Source organism: Microbacterium sp. LMI12-1-1.1, assembly GCF_040676455.1.
Classification (GTDB): Bacteria; Actinomycetota; Actinomycetes; order Actinomycetales; family Microbacteriaceae; genus Microbacterium.
The window spans coordinates 674,911-689,734 of the sequence record NZ_JBEGIA010000016.1; the positions used below are offsets into that span (position 1 = coordinate 674,911).

At 70.0% G+C, this 14,824-nt stretch carries 12 protein-coding genes; 1 reads left to right on the forward strand and 11 read right to left on the reverse strand.

The window, feature by feature from the left end; genetic code table 11:
* Positions 1-4: 4 nt before the first annotated feature.
* Genes MRBLMI12_RS21100 through MRBLMI12_RS21140 form a run of 9 tightly spaced genes read right to left on the reverse strand, consistent with a single transcriptional unit; the run spans position 5 to position 11,347 of the window.
* Complete coding sequence (locus MRBLMI12_RS21100; RefSeq protein WP_363358128.1) at positions 5-1,426, reverse strand: amidase; 1,422 nt, start codon at positions 1,424-1,426, stop codon at positions 5-7.
* The gene (locus MRBLMI12_RS21105; protein ID WP_363358129.1) at positions 1,423-2,442 is read right to left on the reverse strand and encodes a hypothetical protein; all 1,020 of its coding nucleotides are present in this window, start codon (positions 2,440-2,442) and stop codon (positions 1,423-1,425) included. Before MRBLMI12_RS21105 ends, MRBLMI12_RS21100 begins: the two co-directional genes overlap by 4 nt.
* On the reverse strand, positions 2,439-3,791 hold the full coding sequence (locus MRBLMI12_RS21110) for an amidohydrolase (RefSeq protein WP_363358130.1): 1,353 nt from the start codon (positions 3,789-3,791) through the stop codon (positions 2,439-2,441). Before MRBLMI12_RS21110 ends, MRBLMI12_RS21105 begins: the two co-directional genes overlap by 4 nt.
* A complete protein-coding gene (locus tag MRBLMI12_RS21115) occupies positions 3,788-5,317 on the reverse strand; it encodes a GMC family oxidoreductase (RefSeq protein ID WP_363358131.1) in 1,530 nt (509 codons plus the stop codon). Before MRBLMI12_RS21115 ends, MRBLMI12_RS21110 begins: the two co-directional genes overlap by 4 nt.
* Positions 5,314-5,973, reverse strand: a complete 660-nt coding sequence (locus MRBLMI12_RS21120; RefSeq protein WP_363358132.1) for a cysteine hydrolase family protein — start codon at positions 5,971-5,973, stop codon at positions 5,314-5,316. Before MRBLMI12_RS21120 ends, MRBLMI12_RS21115 begins: the two co-directional genes overlap by 4 nt.
* A gap of 28 nt (positions 5,974-6,001) precedes the next feature.
* Entirely contained in the window at positions 6,002-7,468 is a 1,467-nt protein-coding gene (locus tag MRBLMI12_RS21125) for an aldehyde dehydrogenase family protein (protein ID WP_363358133.1), read from the reverse strand.
* Between the two features lie 26 nt (positions 7,469-7,494).
* The gene (locus MRBLMI12_RS21130; RefSeq protein ID WP_363358134.1) at positions 7,495-9,021 is read right to left on the reverse strand and encodes a glutamine synthetase family protein; all 1,527 of its coding nucleotides are present in this window, start codon (positions 9,019-9,021) and stop codon (positions 7,495-7,497) included.
* Positions 9,014-10,351, reverse strand: coding sequence for an aromatic ring-hydroxylating dioxygenase subunit alpha (locus tag MRBLMI12_RS21135; RefSeq protein WP_363358135.1), 1,338 nt, complete (start codon positions 10,349-10,351; stop codon positions 9,014-9,016). The genes MRBLMI12_RS21130 and MRBLMI12_RS21135 overlap by 8 nt, the downstream gene beginning before the upstream one ends.
* A 48-nt stretch (positions 10,352-10,399) precedes the next feature.
* Complete coding sequence (locus MRBLMI12_RS21140; protein WP_363358136.1) at positions 10,400-11,347, reverse strand: PDR/VanB family oxidoreductase; 948 nt, start codon at positions 11,345-11,347, stop codon at positions 10,400-10,402.
* A 139-nt stretch (positions 11,348-11,486) separates the two neighbouring features.
* Here MRBLMI12_RS21140 and MRBLMI12_RS21145 point away from each other — a divergent pair, with 139 nt between their 5' ends.
* Positions 11,487-12,206: a GntR family transcriptional regulator gene (locus MRBLMI12_RS21145; protein WP_363358137.1), complete on the forward strand. Its 720-nt coding sequence runs from the start codon at positions 11,487-11,489 to the stop codon at positions 12,204-12,206.
* 32 nt (positions 12,207-12,238) lie between these two features.
* Here the strand turns inward: MRBLMI12_RS21145 and MRBLMI12_RS21150 are convergent, their stop codons facing one another.
* The gene (locus MRBLMI12_RS21150; RefSeq protein WP_363358138.1) at positions 12,239-12,778 is read right to left on the reverse strand and encodes a hypothetical protein; all 540 of its coding nucleotides are present in this window, start codon (positions 12,776-12,778) and stop codon (positions 12,239-12,241) included.
* A complete protein-coding gene (locus MRBLMI12_RS21155) occupies positions 12,778-14,805 on the reverse strand; it encodes a primary-amine oxidase (RefSeq protein WP_363358139.1) in 2,028 nt (675 codons plus the stop codon). Before MRBLMI12_RS21155 ends, MRBLMI12_RS21150 begins: the two co-directional genes overlap by 1 nt.
* Positions 14,806-14,824: the final 19 nt, after the last annotated feature.

Sequence of the window (14,824 nt, forward strand, 5' to 3'; positions counted from 1 at the left end):
TGGACTAGGACTGCGGGTGGCGCGCGGTGAGCCCGAGTACCCGTTCGAATCCGGCAGTATGCGAGAGCAGATCGAACTCGCCACGATTTCGGCCGACCACCTGCATGCCGACCGGAAGCCCGCCGCTGAAACCGGCGGGAGTGACCACGACCGGGTGCGCCGTCACCGTGATGCGGTTGGCGAGCATCTGCCAGCGAAAGTAGCGGTCGTACTCGACGTCCCCGACCCGGCGCACCCACTCATCCTCGGCCGGTGGGGCGACCACGGGCGTGGCCGGCGTGACGATGACGTCGACGTCGTCGAACAGACGCTCGGTACGGCGGTAGACATCGGTGCGGACGGCGAGCGCGTCGGCGAGATCGGATGCCGTCACCCGCTCGCCCTGGCGGATGTTGCGCAGCAGATCCGGGCGCAGACGCTCGGGGTGGGCTTGCGCTTCGCCGCGATACGAAGCGTAGAAGTTGAACATCTCGATGGTCTCCCACGCCCGCTCGGCACCGGAAAGCGCCTCGTCGAGGTCGAGATCGACCACGTCGTAGCCGGCGTCGACGAGAGCGGCACGGGCGTCGCGCAGAACGGCCGCGACCTCGGTGCTGATCGGCACGCCTGCGGCGTCCGGATTCCACCCGACCCGTACTCCGTTCGGCCCGTCGGCGACCACGTCGGCGAAGTGCGCCGCGTCCTCGGCGATCGACATGGGTGCCATCGGGTCGGCGCCGGCCATACCCGCCAGCAGCAGCGCGACGTCGTCACTGGAGCGGGCCATCGGCCCCAGTACGCCGTGCGCGGTCCACCCGTTGCCGAGGCGACCGCTCGCGACACGGCCGGGCGTCGGCCGCATTCCGACGACGTTGCAGAACGAGGCCGGGTAGCGCAGGCTCCCTCCGCTGTCCGAACCGTCTGCGATCGGGAGCATGCCGGCGGCGAGCGCCGCCCCCGCTCCGCCGCTCGATCCGCCGGCATGCCTCGAGAGGTCCCATGGGTTGCGGCACACGTCGTGCACCGCGCTGAACGTCAGCGTGCCCAGACCGCCCTCGGGGGTGTTGGTCTTGCCGATGATGATCGCGCCGTTGCGCCGCATGCGCCCGACCATCATCGCGTCGGCGGTCGCGGGAGCGGCGTCGGCGTACACCGCCGAGCCGTGGGTGGTCGGCAGCCCTTCGACGTCGAGCAGGTCCTTCACCGCGGTCGGCAGCCCGTGCAGCACGCCCACCTCGTCCCCGCGGGCGACCGCCGCATCGGCCTCGCGCGCGGCGGCCATCGCGGTCGATTCCGGGATCATCGACACGATCGCGCGCAACCGCGGGTTGGCTTCCTCGATCCGGGCCAGATGGGCGCTCATGACCTCCTCGGCGGAGATCTCGCGGGAGCGGATGCCGTCGGCGAGCGCGCGTGCGCTCCACCAGTGCAGCGGTGTGTCGGTCACGAGGTGTACTCCGTTCGGTCGAGGAGCTCGGCAGGGGTGCGCACGAGCATGGCGTGGAGGCGCTCGTCGGAGACGCCGAGACGATGCAGCGCCGGTGCGACGCGCTTCACCACGTGCCCGTAGCCCATGCCGCCGTGCCGCGAGAGCTGCCCCTTCGTCCACACCGAGCACGACAGCGTCACCGCGGCGGCCGGGCGGTCGTCGAGGAAGCGGGTCAGGAAGTCGAGCCGTTCGGTGTCGGTTGCATCGCGGGCGCGGTCGGCGAAGTGGTTCTCGCTGCCGAACGCGAACTCCACGACGGCGCCGGTGTCGCTCACGTCGCGGACGTAGTCGTCGTCGAGCACCTTGTCCATGTTGCAGAACAGGATGCGCGACGCCGGCAGTCCCTGCCCGGTCAGGATCTCGGCGACCTCCGGTCCGCGCCGCGCCGCGCCGTCGAGTCGAATGGACACCGCGGTGCCCGCCGCCGCGGCGGCGCGCCCTGCGGCACGCAGTGCGCGCAGTTCCGCAGGGGTGATCTCGGCGCTGGTCCCCATGAGACCGAGAAGGCCCGCTCGGAAGCCGGCGCCAGGAACCTCCTCGGTGAGCGCGCGCGTGAACGCTCGTTCGACGTCGGCCTCCGTGAGATCCCGCCAGGGGGCGGGGAGGGTCTTGTCGATGTAGGTGCCGTACGCGGCGACGATCCGCACGCCGCTGGCGCGCGAGATGTCGGCGAGCCGCGCATGCGACGGACCCATGCCCCACGACGTCGCCTCGACGATCGTGCCCATTCCCGCCTGCGCGGCCGCCGCGAGTTCGGCGACCGCGTCGGGCTCGCTGTCGAGGGTCAGGTTGTCGGCCAGCGACATCCAGCTCCACCGCAGGTCGCCGAGGATCCCGGGCCGGATCGGCCCCTCGAGCGCGCCGCCCTCGCGCGTGGGGCGCAGCAGATGCCGCGAGTCCGTGAGCACGTGCTCGTTGGTGGACACCACGCCCAGTTCGCCGGGCGCGACCGGGCCGAGCACCGTCTCGATCACGAGTCCCCTCCGTGCACCGTGCGGCCGCCGACCTCGGTGCGTCGCACCGCGAGCGTCCGCAGTGCGTCGGTAGCGACGGTCCGAGGGTCGGCCGACCACAGCGCCCAGTCGGCCTGCATGCCGACGCGGATCGCACCGCGATCGCGCTCGGCGAGGCTCGCATACGCGGCGCCGGTGGTGTAGCCGGCCAGCGCCTCCTCGATCGTGATGGCTTCGGCCATGCTCAATGGCTCGTCCTCTCCGGCGATGCGTCGCGTGATGGTCTGCCATATGAGGTGGCGCGGGTCGAAGGCGAAGAACGGGCCGTCGGAGCCGAGCGCGAGCACTGCGCCGGCGTCGAGCCAAGATCGCACCGGGTTCGCGCGCTCGGCGCGCTCCCCCAGCTTGGCGCGCAGGCCCGCCCCGTTGTGCCAGATGATCGACGGCTGCAGCGAGGCGATGGTCCCGATCTCGGCGAGCGTCCGGATCGCGTCATCGCCGGGCTCGAGATAGGCGTGGATCGCCTGGAACCGCCGCGTGGCGACCGCGTCGCCCGCTCTGGCGTAGGCGCGTGCCAGCAGCGCGACCGCGCCGCCGCCGACGGCGTGCGTGCCGACGCCCCAGCCGTGCGCGCCGCACCACTCGACGAGGCGCGTGAAGTCGTCGTCCGAGATGCGCTGCAGCCCCGTGTACCCGCTGTCGTCCCACGGCTGCTCCAGCAGCGCCTGGCCCTTGAGCGCCTCGCCGTCGGCGTACACCTTGATGGGACCGATCCGCAGCATGTCGTCGCCGAAGCCGGTCGAGACGCCGGTGCCGTCCAGATGCTCGATCGCGGCGTCGATGTCGGGGAAGCGCGGCGTCCCGATGTCGAGGAACGGCATCGCGACGGTGCGCATCGTCAGCAGCCCGCGCCGATGCGCCTCCTGGTACCCGCGCATCTCGTCGATCGTCACGGCGGGGTCGACGACGCCGGTGATGCCGAGCGAGTGCAGCAGCGGCTGCACTCGCACGAGCGCGCGGATCCGGTCCTCGAACGGCGGGTCCTCGGGGCCATCGTCGTCGAAACTGTCCCGCATGCGCTGCAGGTAGGTGTCGACGTCATCCTCGTCCGACACGTAGTCGAGCGCCTTGAGCCCGGCGCGCTCCATGTGCATGTGCGCGTCGATGAGCCCGGGCAGCACGACGCCCTCGAGCTCCTCGAGGTCGGCATCCGGAGCCGCGGCGCGCACGGCATCCACGGTGCCCACCGCGATGATGCGCCCGCCGCGCACGGCGAACGCCTCGGCGTCGGGTGCGGCGGCATCCATCGTCACGATCGGCGCGACGTACACGGTCGGCGCGTCCCGCGCGGACGACGGGGTGACGGTCATCGGGTCGTCTCCTCGGCGTCCTGCAGCAGCATCCGCGCCACCTTCTCCCCCATCACGATCGCCGGCATGGCCGTCGTCGCACGCGGCACCGTCGGCATGATCGCGCAGTCGGCGATGTGCAGCCCCTCGATGCCGTGCACGCGGGCGCGGGCGTCGACGACCGCGAGCGCGTCGTCCTCCCGCCCCATGCGGCACGTCCCGACGGGGTGCCAGTAGTTGTCGGGGTTCGCGTAGAGGTGGGCGCGCAGCGCGGCCGGCTCGAGGGTGCCGGGTCCGGGGTGGATCTCGCGCCCGACCCGACGAGCGAGTGCGGGCGATGCCGCGAGCTCGCGGAGCATCCCGGCGCCTTCGGCGAGGATTGCGACGTCGACTCCTTCGGGATCGGTGAGGAAGCGGTGGTCGATGAGCGGCTTGCTCTCGGGGTCGGCGTCCTGCAGGCGCACGGAGCCGCGCGAGCGCGGCTGCAGCGCCGAGAGCCCGACGCTCCAGCGCTTGCGACCGGTGAGGTGCGTCGGGCTGTAGGGCAGGAAGTGGAGATCGAACGCCTCGGTCTCGAAGCTCGACGCCGCCTTGCCCATGGCCTGCTCGTCGGGCGCCCAGCCGGCATCCCGCGCGCGCTGCATCTCGTGGGCCATCTCGTCCGACCCCTCCCAGCTCATCAGGAGGAAGGGCTGGTCGTGGAGGTTCTCGCCCACACCGGGCAGATGCTGCACGATGGGGATGCCGAGGGGAGCGAGCTGCGCGGCAGGTCCGATACCCGAGCGGAGCAGGATCGTGGGCGAGTTGTAGGCACCGCCGGCGAGCACGACGGTGCCCGCGCGCACGGTGACCGTCTCGCCACGGCGGCGGACCACGACACCTGTCGCGCGGCCGTTCTCGACGACGACCCGGTCCACCAGGGCGTCGCCGGCGATGGTGAGGTTCGAGAGCCCGCGCACCGGGTCGAGGTACGCGAACGCGGAGTTGACCCGCACGCCGTCTTCGATGTTGACCGCTTCTGGCGCGAAACCGGCCGATTCATCGAGGTTGTTGAGGTCGCTCAGGCGCGGCATCCCGACGGCGGGTGCGGCGTCGTACCAGGCGTGCTGCCATGGAGTCAGCTCGTCGACCCGGTACAGCCGGACCCGCATGCGGCGCATCCCCTGCTCGAACAGCGGAACGAGTTCGTCGGTGCTCCAGCCGTCGAGGCCCGCCTCGGCCCACGCGTCGTAGTCGCGGCGATGCCCCCAGGTCTGGGTGCAGCCGTTCATGTCGGACGACCCGCCGATGGCACGGCCTCGCTCGAAGCCCACGGTCCACGGGTAGGTCGCGCCTGAGTCGTACCCCCAGTCGTGCGAGCGGCCGAGGCGCGCCGCGTCGACGAGGTCGGCGGGCCATGCCGCACTGCCCTGCGGCCCGAAGTCGGGGCCGGCCTCGAGCACGAGAACCTCGTGCCCCGCCTCCGCCAGGCGCGCGGCCACGACGTTGCCCGCGGTGCCGCCGCCGACGACGACGTACGCGGCCTGGCCCGGAAGCCCGGCCGTCACGGGCCGACCCGCACGGCGTCGGTGGCGAGGCGCGCGTCGATGGACCCGTGCACGTCATCGGCGGTCACGAGGGCGTCGCGCTGCAGATACCTCACCGCGTCGAGCGCGTTGTCGTGCGCCTGCTGCGTCGATCCGGCGACGCAGTCCGTGATCACCCGCACCCGGTAGTCGTGCTGGTGGGCGTCCACCGCGGTGTAGTGGATGCAGACGTCGGTGAGACCACCCACGAGCAGGACGGTGTCCGCCTTGTAGGCCTTCAGCACGATCTCGAGCTCGGTGCCGAAGAACGCCGAGTACCGGCGCTTGCGGATCACGAACTCCTCGGGCTGCGGGTCGAGCCATGCGGCGATCTCGGTGTCGGGGTCGCCTTCGATGCAGTGCGGCCCTTCGGCGCCGTCGAGCTCTCGGCCGATGTCGACGAGCGAGCGCTTGTGCACCTCCTGGATCCACACCACCGGGATGCCGGCATCCCGGCACCGGTCGACGAGCCGGCGCACGCGGGGACGCCGCTGCTCCCTGCCCGTCATGAGGATCGGGATGCCGCCCTGGTCGGGCGGGGTCTGTCCGGCGCCGCCCTGGATGTCGACGACGATGAGCACGGGGCTGTCCCCGATGCGCGCGGGGTCGGTGGGGGCATGGGTGGGGGTGTCTGTCATGTCTGCTCCTGGGGGCGGTTCGCCGACGTCAGGCGTCGGGGACGGCGATCACGACGCTCTTCGGCTCGAGGAACCCGCGCAGTCCCTCGTCGCCGAGATCGCGTCCGAGCCCGGATACCCCGACGCCGCCGAAGGAGAGCGCCGGGTCGAAGATGTTGTAGGTGTTCACCCAGACGGTGCCGACGTCCAGCGCTCGCGCCATGCGGTGGGCGCGGCCCACATCCTTCGTCCAGACCCCGGCGGCGAGACCGTACGGGGTGTCGTTCGCGATCCGCACGGCGTCGGCTTCATCGTCGAACGGGATGATGCCGACGACCGGGCCGAAGATCTCCTCCCGGGCGATCGTCATGTCGTTCGTGACGTCGGTGAAGAGGGTCGGCTCGACGTAGAAGCCGGGCTCGCGGGTCCCGCCCCCCGCGACAAGCGTCGCGCCCTCGTCGACACCGGCGCGGATGTAGCCCAGGATGCTGTCGCGCTGCTGCGCGGAGACGACCGGGCCGACGGTGATGCCCCCGTCGAGACCGTCGCCCATCGGCACCTTGGCGACTGCAGCTGCCATGCGCTCGTTCATCTCGGCGAGGATCGAGCGCTGCACCAGGAGCCGGCTGCCGGCCGTGCACATCTGACCGGAGTGGCCGAACGACGCGCGCATCGCGGTGAGGACGGCGGCGTCGAGATCGGCATCCTCGAACACGATGTTGGGGTTCTTGCCCCCGAGCTCCAGAGTGACCCGCTTGAAGTCCTCGGCCGCCGCGTGCGCGACGATGCGACCGACCTCGGTCGACCCGGTGAAGGTCACTTTCGCGATCCCGCGGTGCTCGGTCAGCGCAGCGCCGACGCGGCGATCACCGGTGAGCACGCTCACCACGCCGTCGGGCACGCCCGCTCGCTGCAGGATGCGCGCCATCCGCAGGATCGACAGCGGCGTGTACGACGCCGGCTTCGCGACGACGGGGCACCCGGCGGCCAGTGCCGGAGCGATCTTGAACGACGCCGTCATGAACGGGAAGTTCCACGGCAGGATGATGGCCACCGGCCCGACCGGCTCCATCGTCGTGTAGACGTGATGCTCTCCGCCATCGATCGGCACCACCGTGCCGCCGATGCGAGACGGAGCACCCGCGAAGTGACGGAACGTCCGCGCCGCGTTCGCGACGTCGGCGCGCGAACGCTCGATCGGCTTGCCGTTGTCCCGGGTCTCGAGGATCGCGAGGTCTTCGAGCTCCTCCTCGATGAGGTCTGCCACGCGGTTCAGGATGCGCGACCGCTCCAACGGTGCGAGTCCACGCCAGCGCTTGTCGTTGTGGGCAGCTACCGCGGCATCGACGGCGGCATCGATGTCGGATGCCGTGGGCTGCGCCACCGTTGTCAGGACCTCGCCTGTCGCCGGGTCGGTGACCGTGTGCACCTCCCGGTCGCCGACGGGCACCCACTCCCCCGCGCAGAAGAAGGGCTCGTAGGTCGGCAGCGCCTCGACGGCGGCTCTGATGCTCATGATTCCTCGTCCTCGGGATGGGTGGGTCAGAAGATGTCGAAGTACTCGCGCTGCTCCCAGTCGGAGACATGGCGCAGGTAGCGTGAGAACTCGGCGCGCTTGATCGTGCAGAACCAGTCCACCACGACCTCACCGAGTGCCGATCGGAAGGCCGAGTCTTCCGCGAGCGCCTCCACAGCCGACCCGAGCGAGCTCGGAAGCGCGGGCGCGGCGGTGTTGTAGGGGTCGTTCGTCGGTGCGGGCGGGATGAGCCCGCGGTCGACTCCGTCCATGCCGCTGATCAGCTGAGAGGCGATGTACAGGTAGGGGTTCGCCGCCGGCTCGCCCGAACGGTTCTCGAGGCGGGTCGCCGGGTCGCGGTAGCCGCCCACCGCGCGCACCATCGCTCCCTTGTTGTCGATGCCCCATGCGATGCGGTCGGGTGCGAGCGAGTTCGGCTGATACCTCTTGTATCCGTTCACGGTCGGAGTGGTGAACGCCGCGGCGGCCGGCGCGTGCTCGAGAATGCCGGCGAGGTACGAGGCTCCGAGCAGCGACATCGAGGCGCCCGGAGTATCGGGCATGAAGACGTTGTCGCCCGACGCGTCGGTCAGGGACTGGTGCAGGTGCCAGCCGGTGGATGCGCCTTCGGTGCCCTGCGGACGCGACATGAAGGTCGCGTGGTAGCCGAGCCCCGCCGCGATCCGCCGCACGGCGCTGCGACACAGCACGATCGCATCCGCGACCTCGCGCGCCGGCCCCGCCTCCATCGTCAGCTCGAACTGGCTGGGACCGAACTCGAGCTCGATCGAGCGCAGCGGGAGGTCGAGCAGGGTGAGGCCACGGTACAGCGCATCCACGAGCGGCTGCATCCGGTCGAGGCCCTCTTCGTACAGCAGCTGCGAGCCTCGCGTGGTCGGCCCCGTCGCGCGCGCCGCACCCGGGTTCCCCGGCGAGCCGATATTCGCATCGGTCAGATCTGCGGCATCCGCGCGGTAGACGTGGAACTCGAGCTCCGCACCCACCGTCAGTCCGTAGCCACGGGACGCGAGAGCGGTGAGCTCGTTGCGGAGGATCGAGCGGGTGCACAGCGGCACCGGCGAGCCGTCCGGGAAGTGCACGTCGCACAGGATCCAGCCGGTCTTCGGAGCCCACGGCAGCACCCGGAAGGTCGCCGGGTCCGGAACCATCACGATGTCGCCTGCCCCGCTGAAGCCGGCGAGACCGACGCCGGTCTCGGCCGAGAACACCGAGAACACCGACTTGCCCGACGTGTCCTTGAGCAGAAGCGAGCTCGGCGCGGTCACGCCCGACCGCATCGCTGCCGCGATGCCGCCGCGCGCGATCGTCTTCCCGCGAAGCACGCCGTGCTGGTCGACGAACGAGAAGCGCACCATCTCGATCCCGAGCTCGTCGAGGACGCGGCGCATCTGCCCGGCGGCTGCATACTGCGCCTCGCTCCACAGACCGTGACGGCCGATATACCCCTCGCGATCCTTCGCGAGCATCGGCCGCGCGGAGACTCCTCCGCCGCTCTCGGCGACCGGGCGCTCGTCGACGTTGCGCTCACGCATCGACGGTCTCCTCGACGTTCTCCCGAGGACCTGCCCACGGCGACGCGTTGCGGCGCTCCTGCTCACGCTCCACCCATCGGGACTGCCATGCATCGTTCGCGGCGATCGTGTCCATCGCGATCGGGCCGGTGAGCCGCGCGGCTTCCTCCTCGCTCACCGGGTGCGAAGGCGTCTGAGCGCCCGCGGCGAACGAGTCGATCGCGCGGAGCAGCATACGCCGATTGGCCGTGACCGCGCGGTCCGAGATACCGAGACGCTCGACGGTGCGATCCTGGATCGGGCCCATGCTCTCGACGGCCCACTGGTCGTGGACGTTGATGTCCAGGCCCATGCCGGTGTAGGTGAGCTCCTTCTGCTCCTGGGGGTCGAAACCCCAGTTGTTGCTGCGGTTGCGCACCGGGCGGTACTCCGGCAGCGAGACGCCTTCGAGGCGCTGCTGCAGCAGCGTGTCCTTGTCGGTGGGTTCGGCGAAGTCGTACCAGATCATGAACCAGTAGTGGTTGTCGTCGTCGATCGGCACATGCCACTGCGTGAACACCTTCGTGTTGCCGAACGGGACGACGAACGCGTTCGGGAACAGCAGATTCGTCACCCGGACATGCTTGATGTCCTCGGTCAGCTGGCGGAGGGCATAGACGCGGAGCCCATGATCGGCGCTCTCGACCTCGATGTCGGGACGGTAGCTCTCGCCGACGAGCGTGGAGAGCTTCTTGCCGGTGCCCTCGACCTCCTCGGCGAACTGCTGACCGTACATGTCGCGCGGGTCCTCCTGGATGAAGCGGTGGAGGAACGACACGTGGCTCGGGTCGATGCCGCCCTCGAGGCCCTGCAGCCAGTTGCACTCCCACAGCCCCTTGAAGGCGAAGGTGTACTCGTCGGGGGCGACGAAGCAGTCGTAGTGCGGGAACGGCGGCGGGTCACCGGCGCCCATGTAGGCGAAGATGAGTCCGTTCTTCTCGACGCACGGGTAGTTCGAGATTCGGATCTTGCCCAGGAACTGGCTGTGGTCCGGCTCCGCCGGCTGCTCGACGCATCGGCCCTGACCGTCGTACAGCCAGCCGTGGTACAGGCAGCGGATGCCGTCCTCCTCGAGCCGCCCGTAGGAGAGGTCGACCCCGCGGTGCGCGCAGTAGCGGCTGATGAGGCCCCAGCCCTCGCGCTTCTTGAAGAGCACCAGGTCCTCGCTCATGATCCGCACGGCCTTGACCGGACGTTCGCCGGGCATCTCGGAGACCAGCGCCACGGGCTGCCAGTACGACCGCAGCAGATTGCCCAACGGTGTCCCAGGACCTGAGCGCGTGATCTTCTCGTTGTCTTCCTGCTTCAGCATCGCGATTTACCCTCCGGTATCCGATCTTGTTGTGATTGTATCCACAGCTCAGGCATCGAGGACCAGCAGTGGGCACGCCGCTCGCGAAACGCACACCATCATGCAGTCCATTCGTTCGCGCTCCTGAGACGTCAGCACGAAGTCGCGGTGCTCCACCTCCCCCTCCAGCACGTGCGTCTCGCAGCTGCCGCAGATGCCTTCCTCGCAGTCGGTGAGCACTTCCGCCCCCGCGGAGCGCATCACCTCGAGGACGGACTGTCCCGGCTCCACCGACAGCTCCGCACCCGTCCGGGCGAGACGGATCGAGAACGCGCCGCCGGGCTCGTACTCGACCACGGGCGCAGCGAAGTACTCGAACCGCAGGCGTCCTGTCTCCTCGGGGAGCAGCTCTTGCAGGGCGCTGAGCATGCGCTCGGGACCGCAGGCGTAGACAGCGGCATCGGGCCACGCAGCGAGCGCGTCTCCGAGGTCGGCGCGAGCACCCTCGTCGCGGGCGACGACCGTGACGGAGCCCGAGTCGATCGACATCACCTCGTCGAGGAAGGCCATGCGACGCCTCGTCTCACCCAGGTACAGCAGGTGCCAACGAGCGCCGGCGCGGTGGGCGGCATGCAGCATCGGCACGATGGGCGTGATCCCGATGCCGCCGGCGACGAAGAGGTACTCCTGCGCCGGCTCGAGCACGAAGTGGTTGCGGGGACCACGGAGCGTCACGATGTCCCCCGGACGCAGCCGCTCGTGGACCGCCTTCGACCCGCCACGGCTGCGCTCCTCGCGCAGGACCGCGATCCGGTAGCGCGATGAACCGGGGACGCCCGTGAGTGAGTACTGACGCACCGGTGCGTCCGGCAGGACGAGATCGATGTGCGCTCCGGGAGCCCAGTCCACCGATCCGCCGTTCATCGGCTCGAGTTCCACAGCGAGGACGTCGTCCGCTTCCAGCGTCATCGCGCGCACTCGGGCGGCGCACTCTCCCGATTCGTCTGCCGTGACCATGTTTGGATCCTAACACAGCCGTTCTGGATCCAATATTCAGGTATTGTGGACATTCTTAGCGAGTCCCGCCCCACAAGGCGGCGCCTCTGCTACGGTTCCAATCGCATCGCCGCCGACAGTCGGTGAGAGGGGAAATCGCATGGCAGACGAAGATCGTCTCGTGACGGAGATGTCCGGTCACGCACTCGTGGACGACATCGCTGCGAGAATCCGAGCACGGATCATGTCGGGTGAGATCCCCATCGGCGCCCAGCTGCGTCAGGCCGAACTCGCCAACGACTTCGGAGTCAGCCGCACTCCGGTGCGCGAGGCGCTGCGCCAGCTGCAGACGGGCGGGCTCATCGACGTCGTGCCGAATCGCGGAGCGGTGGTGCGCGTCCCTGCGCCCTGGGAGGTACGCGAGGCGTACGCGGTGCGAGCCGAACTCGAAGCGCTCGCCGCCGCCCTGTCGGTGAGCCGCGCGTCTCATGAAGACATCGAACGCCTCCGGGCAGCCAATCAGGCGATGTACGACCGCTCGATCGCGGAGCGCGACGAGACACGGAACGCCGCGCTCGACAGCCGTCGCGAGAACGACATCTTCCACAGCACGATCGCCGAGCTGTCGGGAAACTCGCGCTTGGCCCGATCGATCGACGAGATCAACGAGACCTTCCCCCGCAACGTCTCCGCCCAGCTCCTCGTCGGCGACAGCCGCCACCGCGAAGAGAACTTCCACGAGCACAGCCGGATCCTCGATGCGCTCGAGCGTGGCGATGCCGAGGCGGCGCGCAACGAGATGCGCGAGCACGTGATCAAGGCGGGCGAGCAGCTCGCCCGCTGGTACGAGCGCCGATCCTCCACGGTATTCAAGGGCTGACTCACCGCAGCGAACCCCACGGTCGTCCGCTCTCAGACGACGACGACCGCGGCCATCAGGAGCACCGACGCGCCCATCGCCAGCGGCGCGATGCGGCGCACAACCCGCGCGCGCACAGGTGCGACGGGATGAGGCATCCGCATCGTGACGCCCATGTGGAGGGATGCCGCGGCGAACAGCACGCTCGCCGCGACCACCGTCCACACCAGGGCGGACGACGAGACGCCGTGCCCGGCATGCGCGCCCGTCGACACCGTGCCGCTCGACATCACCAGGAGCAGAGCGGCCATGAGGATGCCGCCGAGGGCATCCATCGCCCTCGCCGACCGCGCCACCGACGACGCCGCGCGGCGCGCGCGTGAGATGGCGGACGCCATGGCGACGATGACCAGGAGCGCAGCCCACCAGACCGGTGCGAGCATCCCCCACCCGACGACGACATCGGCCATCGCCACCAGCATGATGAGGGCGAGGGCGAGCTCCCGCGCGCGTGCGCGAGGCCCGGCGGCCGCGGCGCAGCAGGTGCTCAGCACCGTCGTCGCCAGGGCGCCCGCGTGCAGGAGCTCTGCCATCAGCGGTGCGAGTGGCCGTGCGCCCCGGAGCCGTGGTCGTGACCATGGTGATCGTGACCGTCGTGGTCGTGACCGTGGTGGTCGTGTCCATGCCCCGGCCCGGCGTGCGCCGGCCCATCGGGCGAGGCGGCGTGGCAGCTCGCCCCGGACGTGGACGGGGGAACATCGAGCGACGGGTTGCGGGTGAAGAAGCCGTCCGGCTCCAGTCGCAGACCGATCCGGTGAGTCGGCATGATCGGCCACTCCTCCGGCTTCGGGTAATGGTGGACACCGACGATGGGCCAGACCACGAGCTCTGCACCGTCCAGGGGACGATCCGCCTCCTGCCACGCGGTGATGCCCTCGGCCGACAACGGAGCCTGGTTCGGGTACTCCCCCGCGATGTAGCGCTCGGCCGGGTCGTACGCCGACGCCCACAGGTGCTTGGCAACGAAAGGCGCCTTGCGCTCGACGACGCTTCCGGGCTTGGCGAACAGGCGGGTCGTGTTCGGCAGGGTGAGCCGGTACGACGTGGCCTCGCCGAAGCGGTTCGTCTTCTCGGCGTTCTCGATCCGCCAGTGGACGGCGCGGGAGGCGTCCGCCATGCGCGCGGCGTCCTTCTCGGAGGAGATCGTCTCGGAGACCATCTTCACGGCGTTGCCGTAGGGGTTCAGCTCGTCGTCGTCCTCGATCTCGGCGTGTACCTCGACGAGACGATTCTGCGGCCCGTCGACAGCCGTGTCGAGGCGCACGGCGAAGTAGTGCTGGTGCGTCGGCGCCTGCACGTTCGGGCTCACCATGCGCCCGTAGCGCGGCGTCTGCCCGTCGTCGATGCCCGACACCGACAGGATGCCGGTGAGCTTGACCTCGAGCTCGATGTTGCCGTCCTGGTGGAACGACCAGTAGAAGCCGTAGTCGTAGTTGGCCACCGTTGCGAAGAACGACACGACCAGCCGGCGCGAGCGGCGAACGTCCGCCTCGCCGATGCGCGTGTTGACGTGCTTCCACAGGATCGAGTGGTCCTCCTCGTGCAGGCACACGCCGTTGGCGATGGTCTTCGCCTCGCCGTGCCCGTTGAGGAAGTGCGCGTCGAAGTAGCGGATCTCGCCGAGGCAGTCGCAGCCGAGCTCGAGCGACGCGGTGAGGGGTCCCGCCCCGTACTCGCCCCAGTCGAAGAAGTTCTTGCGGTACGCGGTCGGGTCTGAGTCGAGGTACGGCACGTACATCTCGTTGATCGACGCGCGCCGCAGCACCGAGCGCTCGGTGTCGCCGTCGCGATACGCGACGTCGTGCAGGATCAGGCCCTCGCGGTGGGTGAACCCGATGCGGAAGGACCAGTTCTGCCAGGTGACGAGGTGGCCGTCGACGTCGAAGCCCGGTCCGTCCGGCTGCGTGATCTCCAGCGGGGCGACCTCGCGATCGGGCCCCCATGTGCCGGAGCGGAAGTTGCCGCCCTCGGTCGCCATCGGGATGACGCCATGGTCCTCGAGCTCGATGATGTCCAGCGTCTCGAGATCGAGGATCGGGACGAGACCGGCGACCGGTCGCGCGTAGCCGTTGTCGTCGACGCTCTCGCGGTGCCACACGGATCCCCAGGACAGACGGCGATCCTCGTAGCCCTCGGGCTCGAACCCCGTCATCGACTCGGGGTCGACCCACACCAGCGACGTGTCGGTGATGCCGCGCTTGGCCAGCGCCGCTTTCAGCAGCGGGTGGTTGCGCGCGGCCTGGGCGACCATGCGCGCCTCGTCGGACGAGACTCCGGGCCGCTTCGCGTCGACGGGAGACCACGAGCCGACGGATGCCGCGCGGTCAGTGCCACTCGTCCACCCGGTCACCTCCCACGCGGCGTGAGCGTCGGGGTTCATGACCACGAGGCGCACAGGGCGGCCCTGGCCGTCGGCGAGGCTGCGCGCAAGCGACTCCTCGACCGCGATGCCCCAGAACCGCGGGTTCTCCCCGATGCGCGCGTCGGTCCGGACCAGCGCGGCCACCTCGGCGATCTCGTCCGGGGTGAGCGGGTCTGTCCAGTGTCTGGCGGCGTGCATGCGGGCCTCCTCCGTAGCC

Coding starts and splice junctions, on each gene's coding strand:
- MRBLMI12_RS21110 (WP_363358130.1), bottom strand. CDS start 3,791: ATGACCGTCACCCCGTCGTCCGCGCGGGACGCGCCGACCGTGTACGTC.
- MRBLMI12_RS21120 (WP_363358132.1), bottom strand. CDS start 5,973: ATGACAGACACCCCCACCCATGCCCCCACCGACCCCGCGCGCATCGGG.
- MRBLMI12_RS21125 (WP_363358133.1), bottom strand. CDS start 7,468: ATGAGCATCAGAGCCGCCGTCGAGGCGCTGCCGACCTACGAGCCCTTC.
- MRBLMI12_RS21130 (WP_363358134.1), bottom strand. CDS start 9,021: ATGCGTGAGCGCAACGTCGACGAGCGCCCGGTCGCCGAGAGCGGCGGA.
- MRBLMI12_RS21135 (WP_363358135.1), bottom strand. CDS start 10,351: ATGCTGAAGCAGGAAGACAACGAGAAGATCACGCGCTCAGGTCCTGGG.
- MRBLMI12_RS21140 (WP_363358136.1), bottom strand. CDS start 11,347: ATGGTCACGGCAGACGAATCGGGAGAGTGCGCCGCCCGAGTGCGCGCG.
- MRBLMI12_RS21145 (WP_363358137.1), top strand. CDS start 11,487: ATGGCAGACGAAGATCGTCTCGTGACGGAGATGTCCGGTCACGCACTC.
- MRBLMI12_RS21150 (WP_363358138.1), bottom strand. CDS start 12,778: ATGGCAGAGCTCCTGCACGCGGGCGCCCTGGCGACGACGGTGCTGAGC.
- MRBLMI12_RS21155 (WP_363358139.1), bottom strand. CDS start 14,805: ATGCACGCCGCCAGACACTGGACAGACCCGCTCACCCCGGACGAGATC.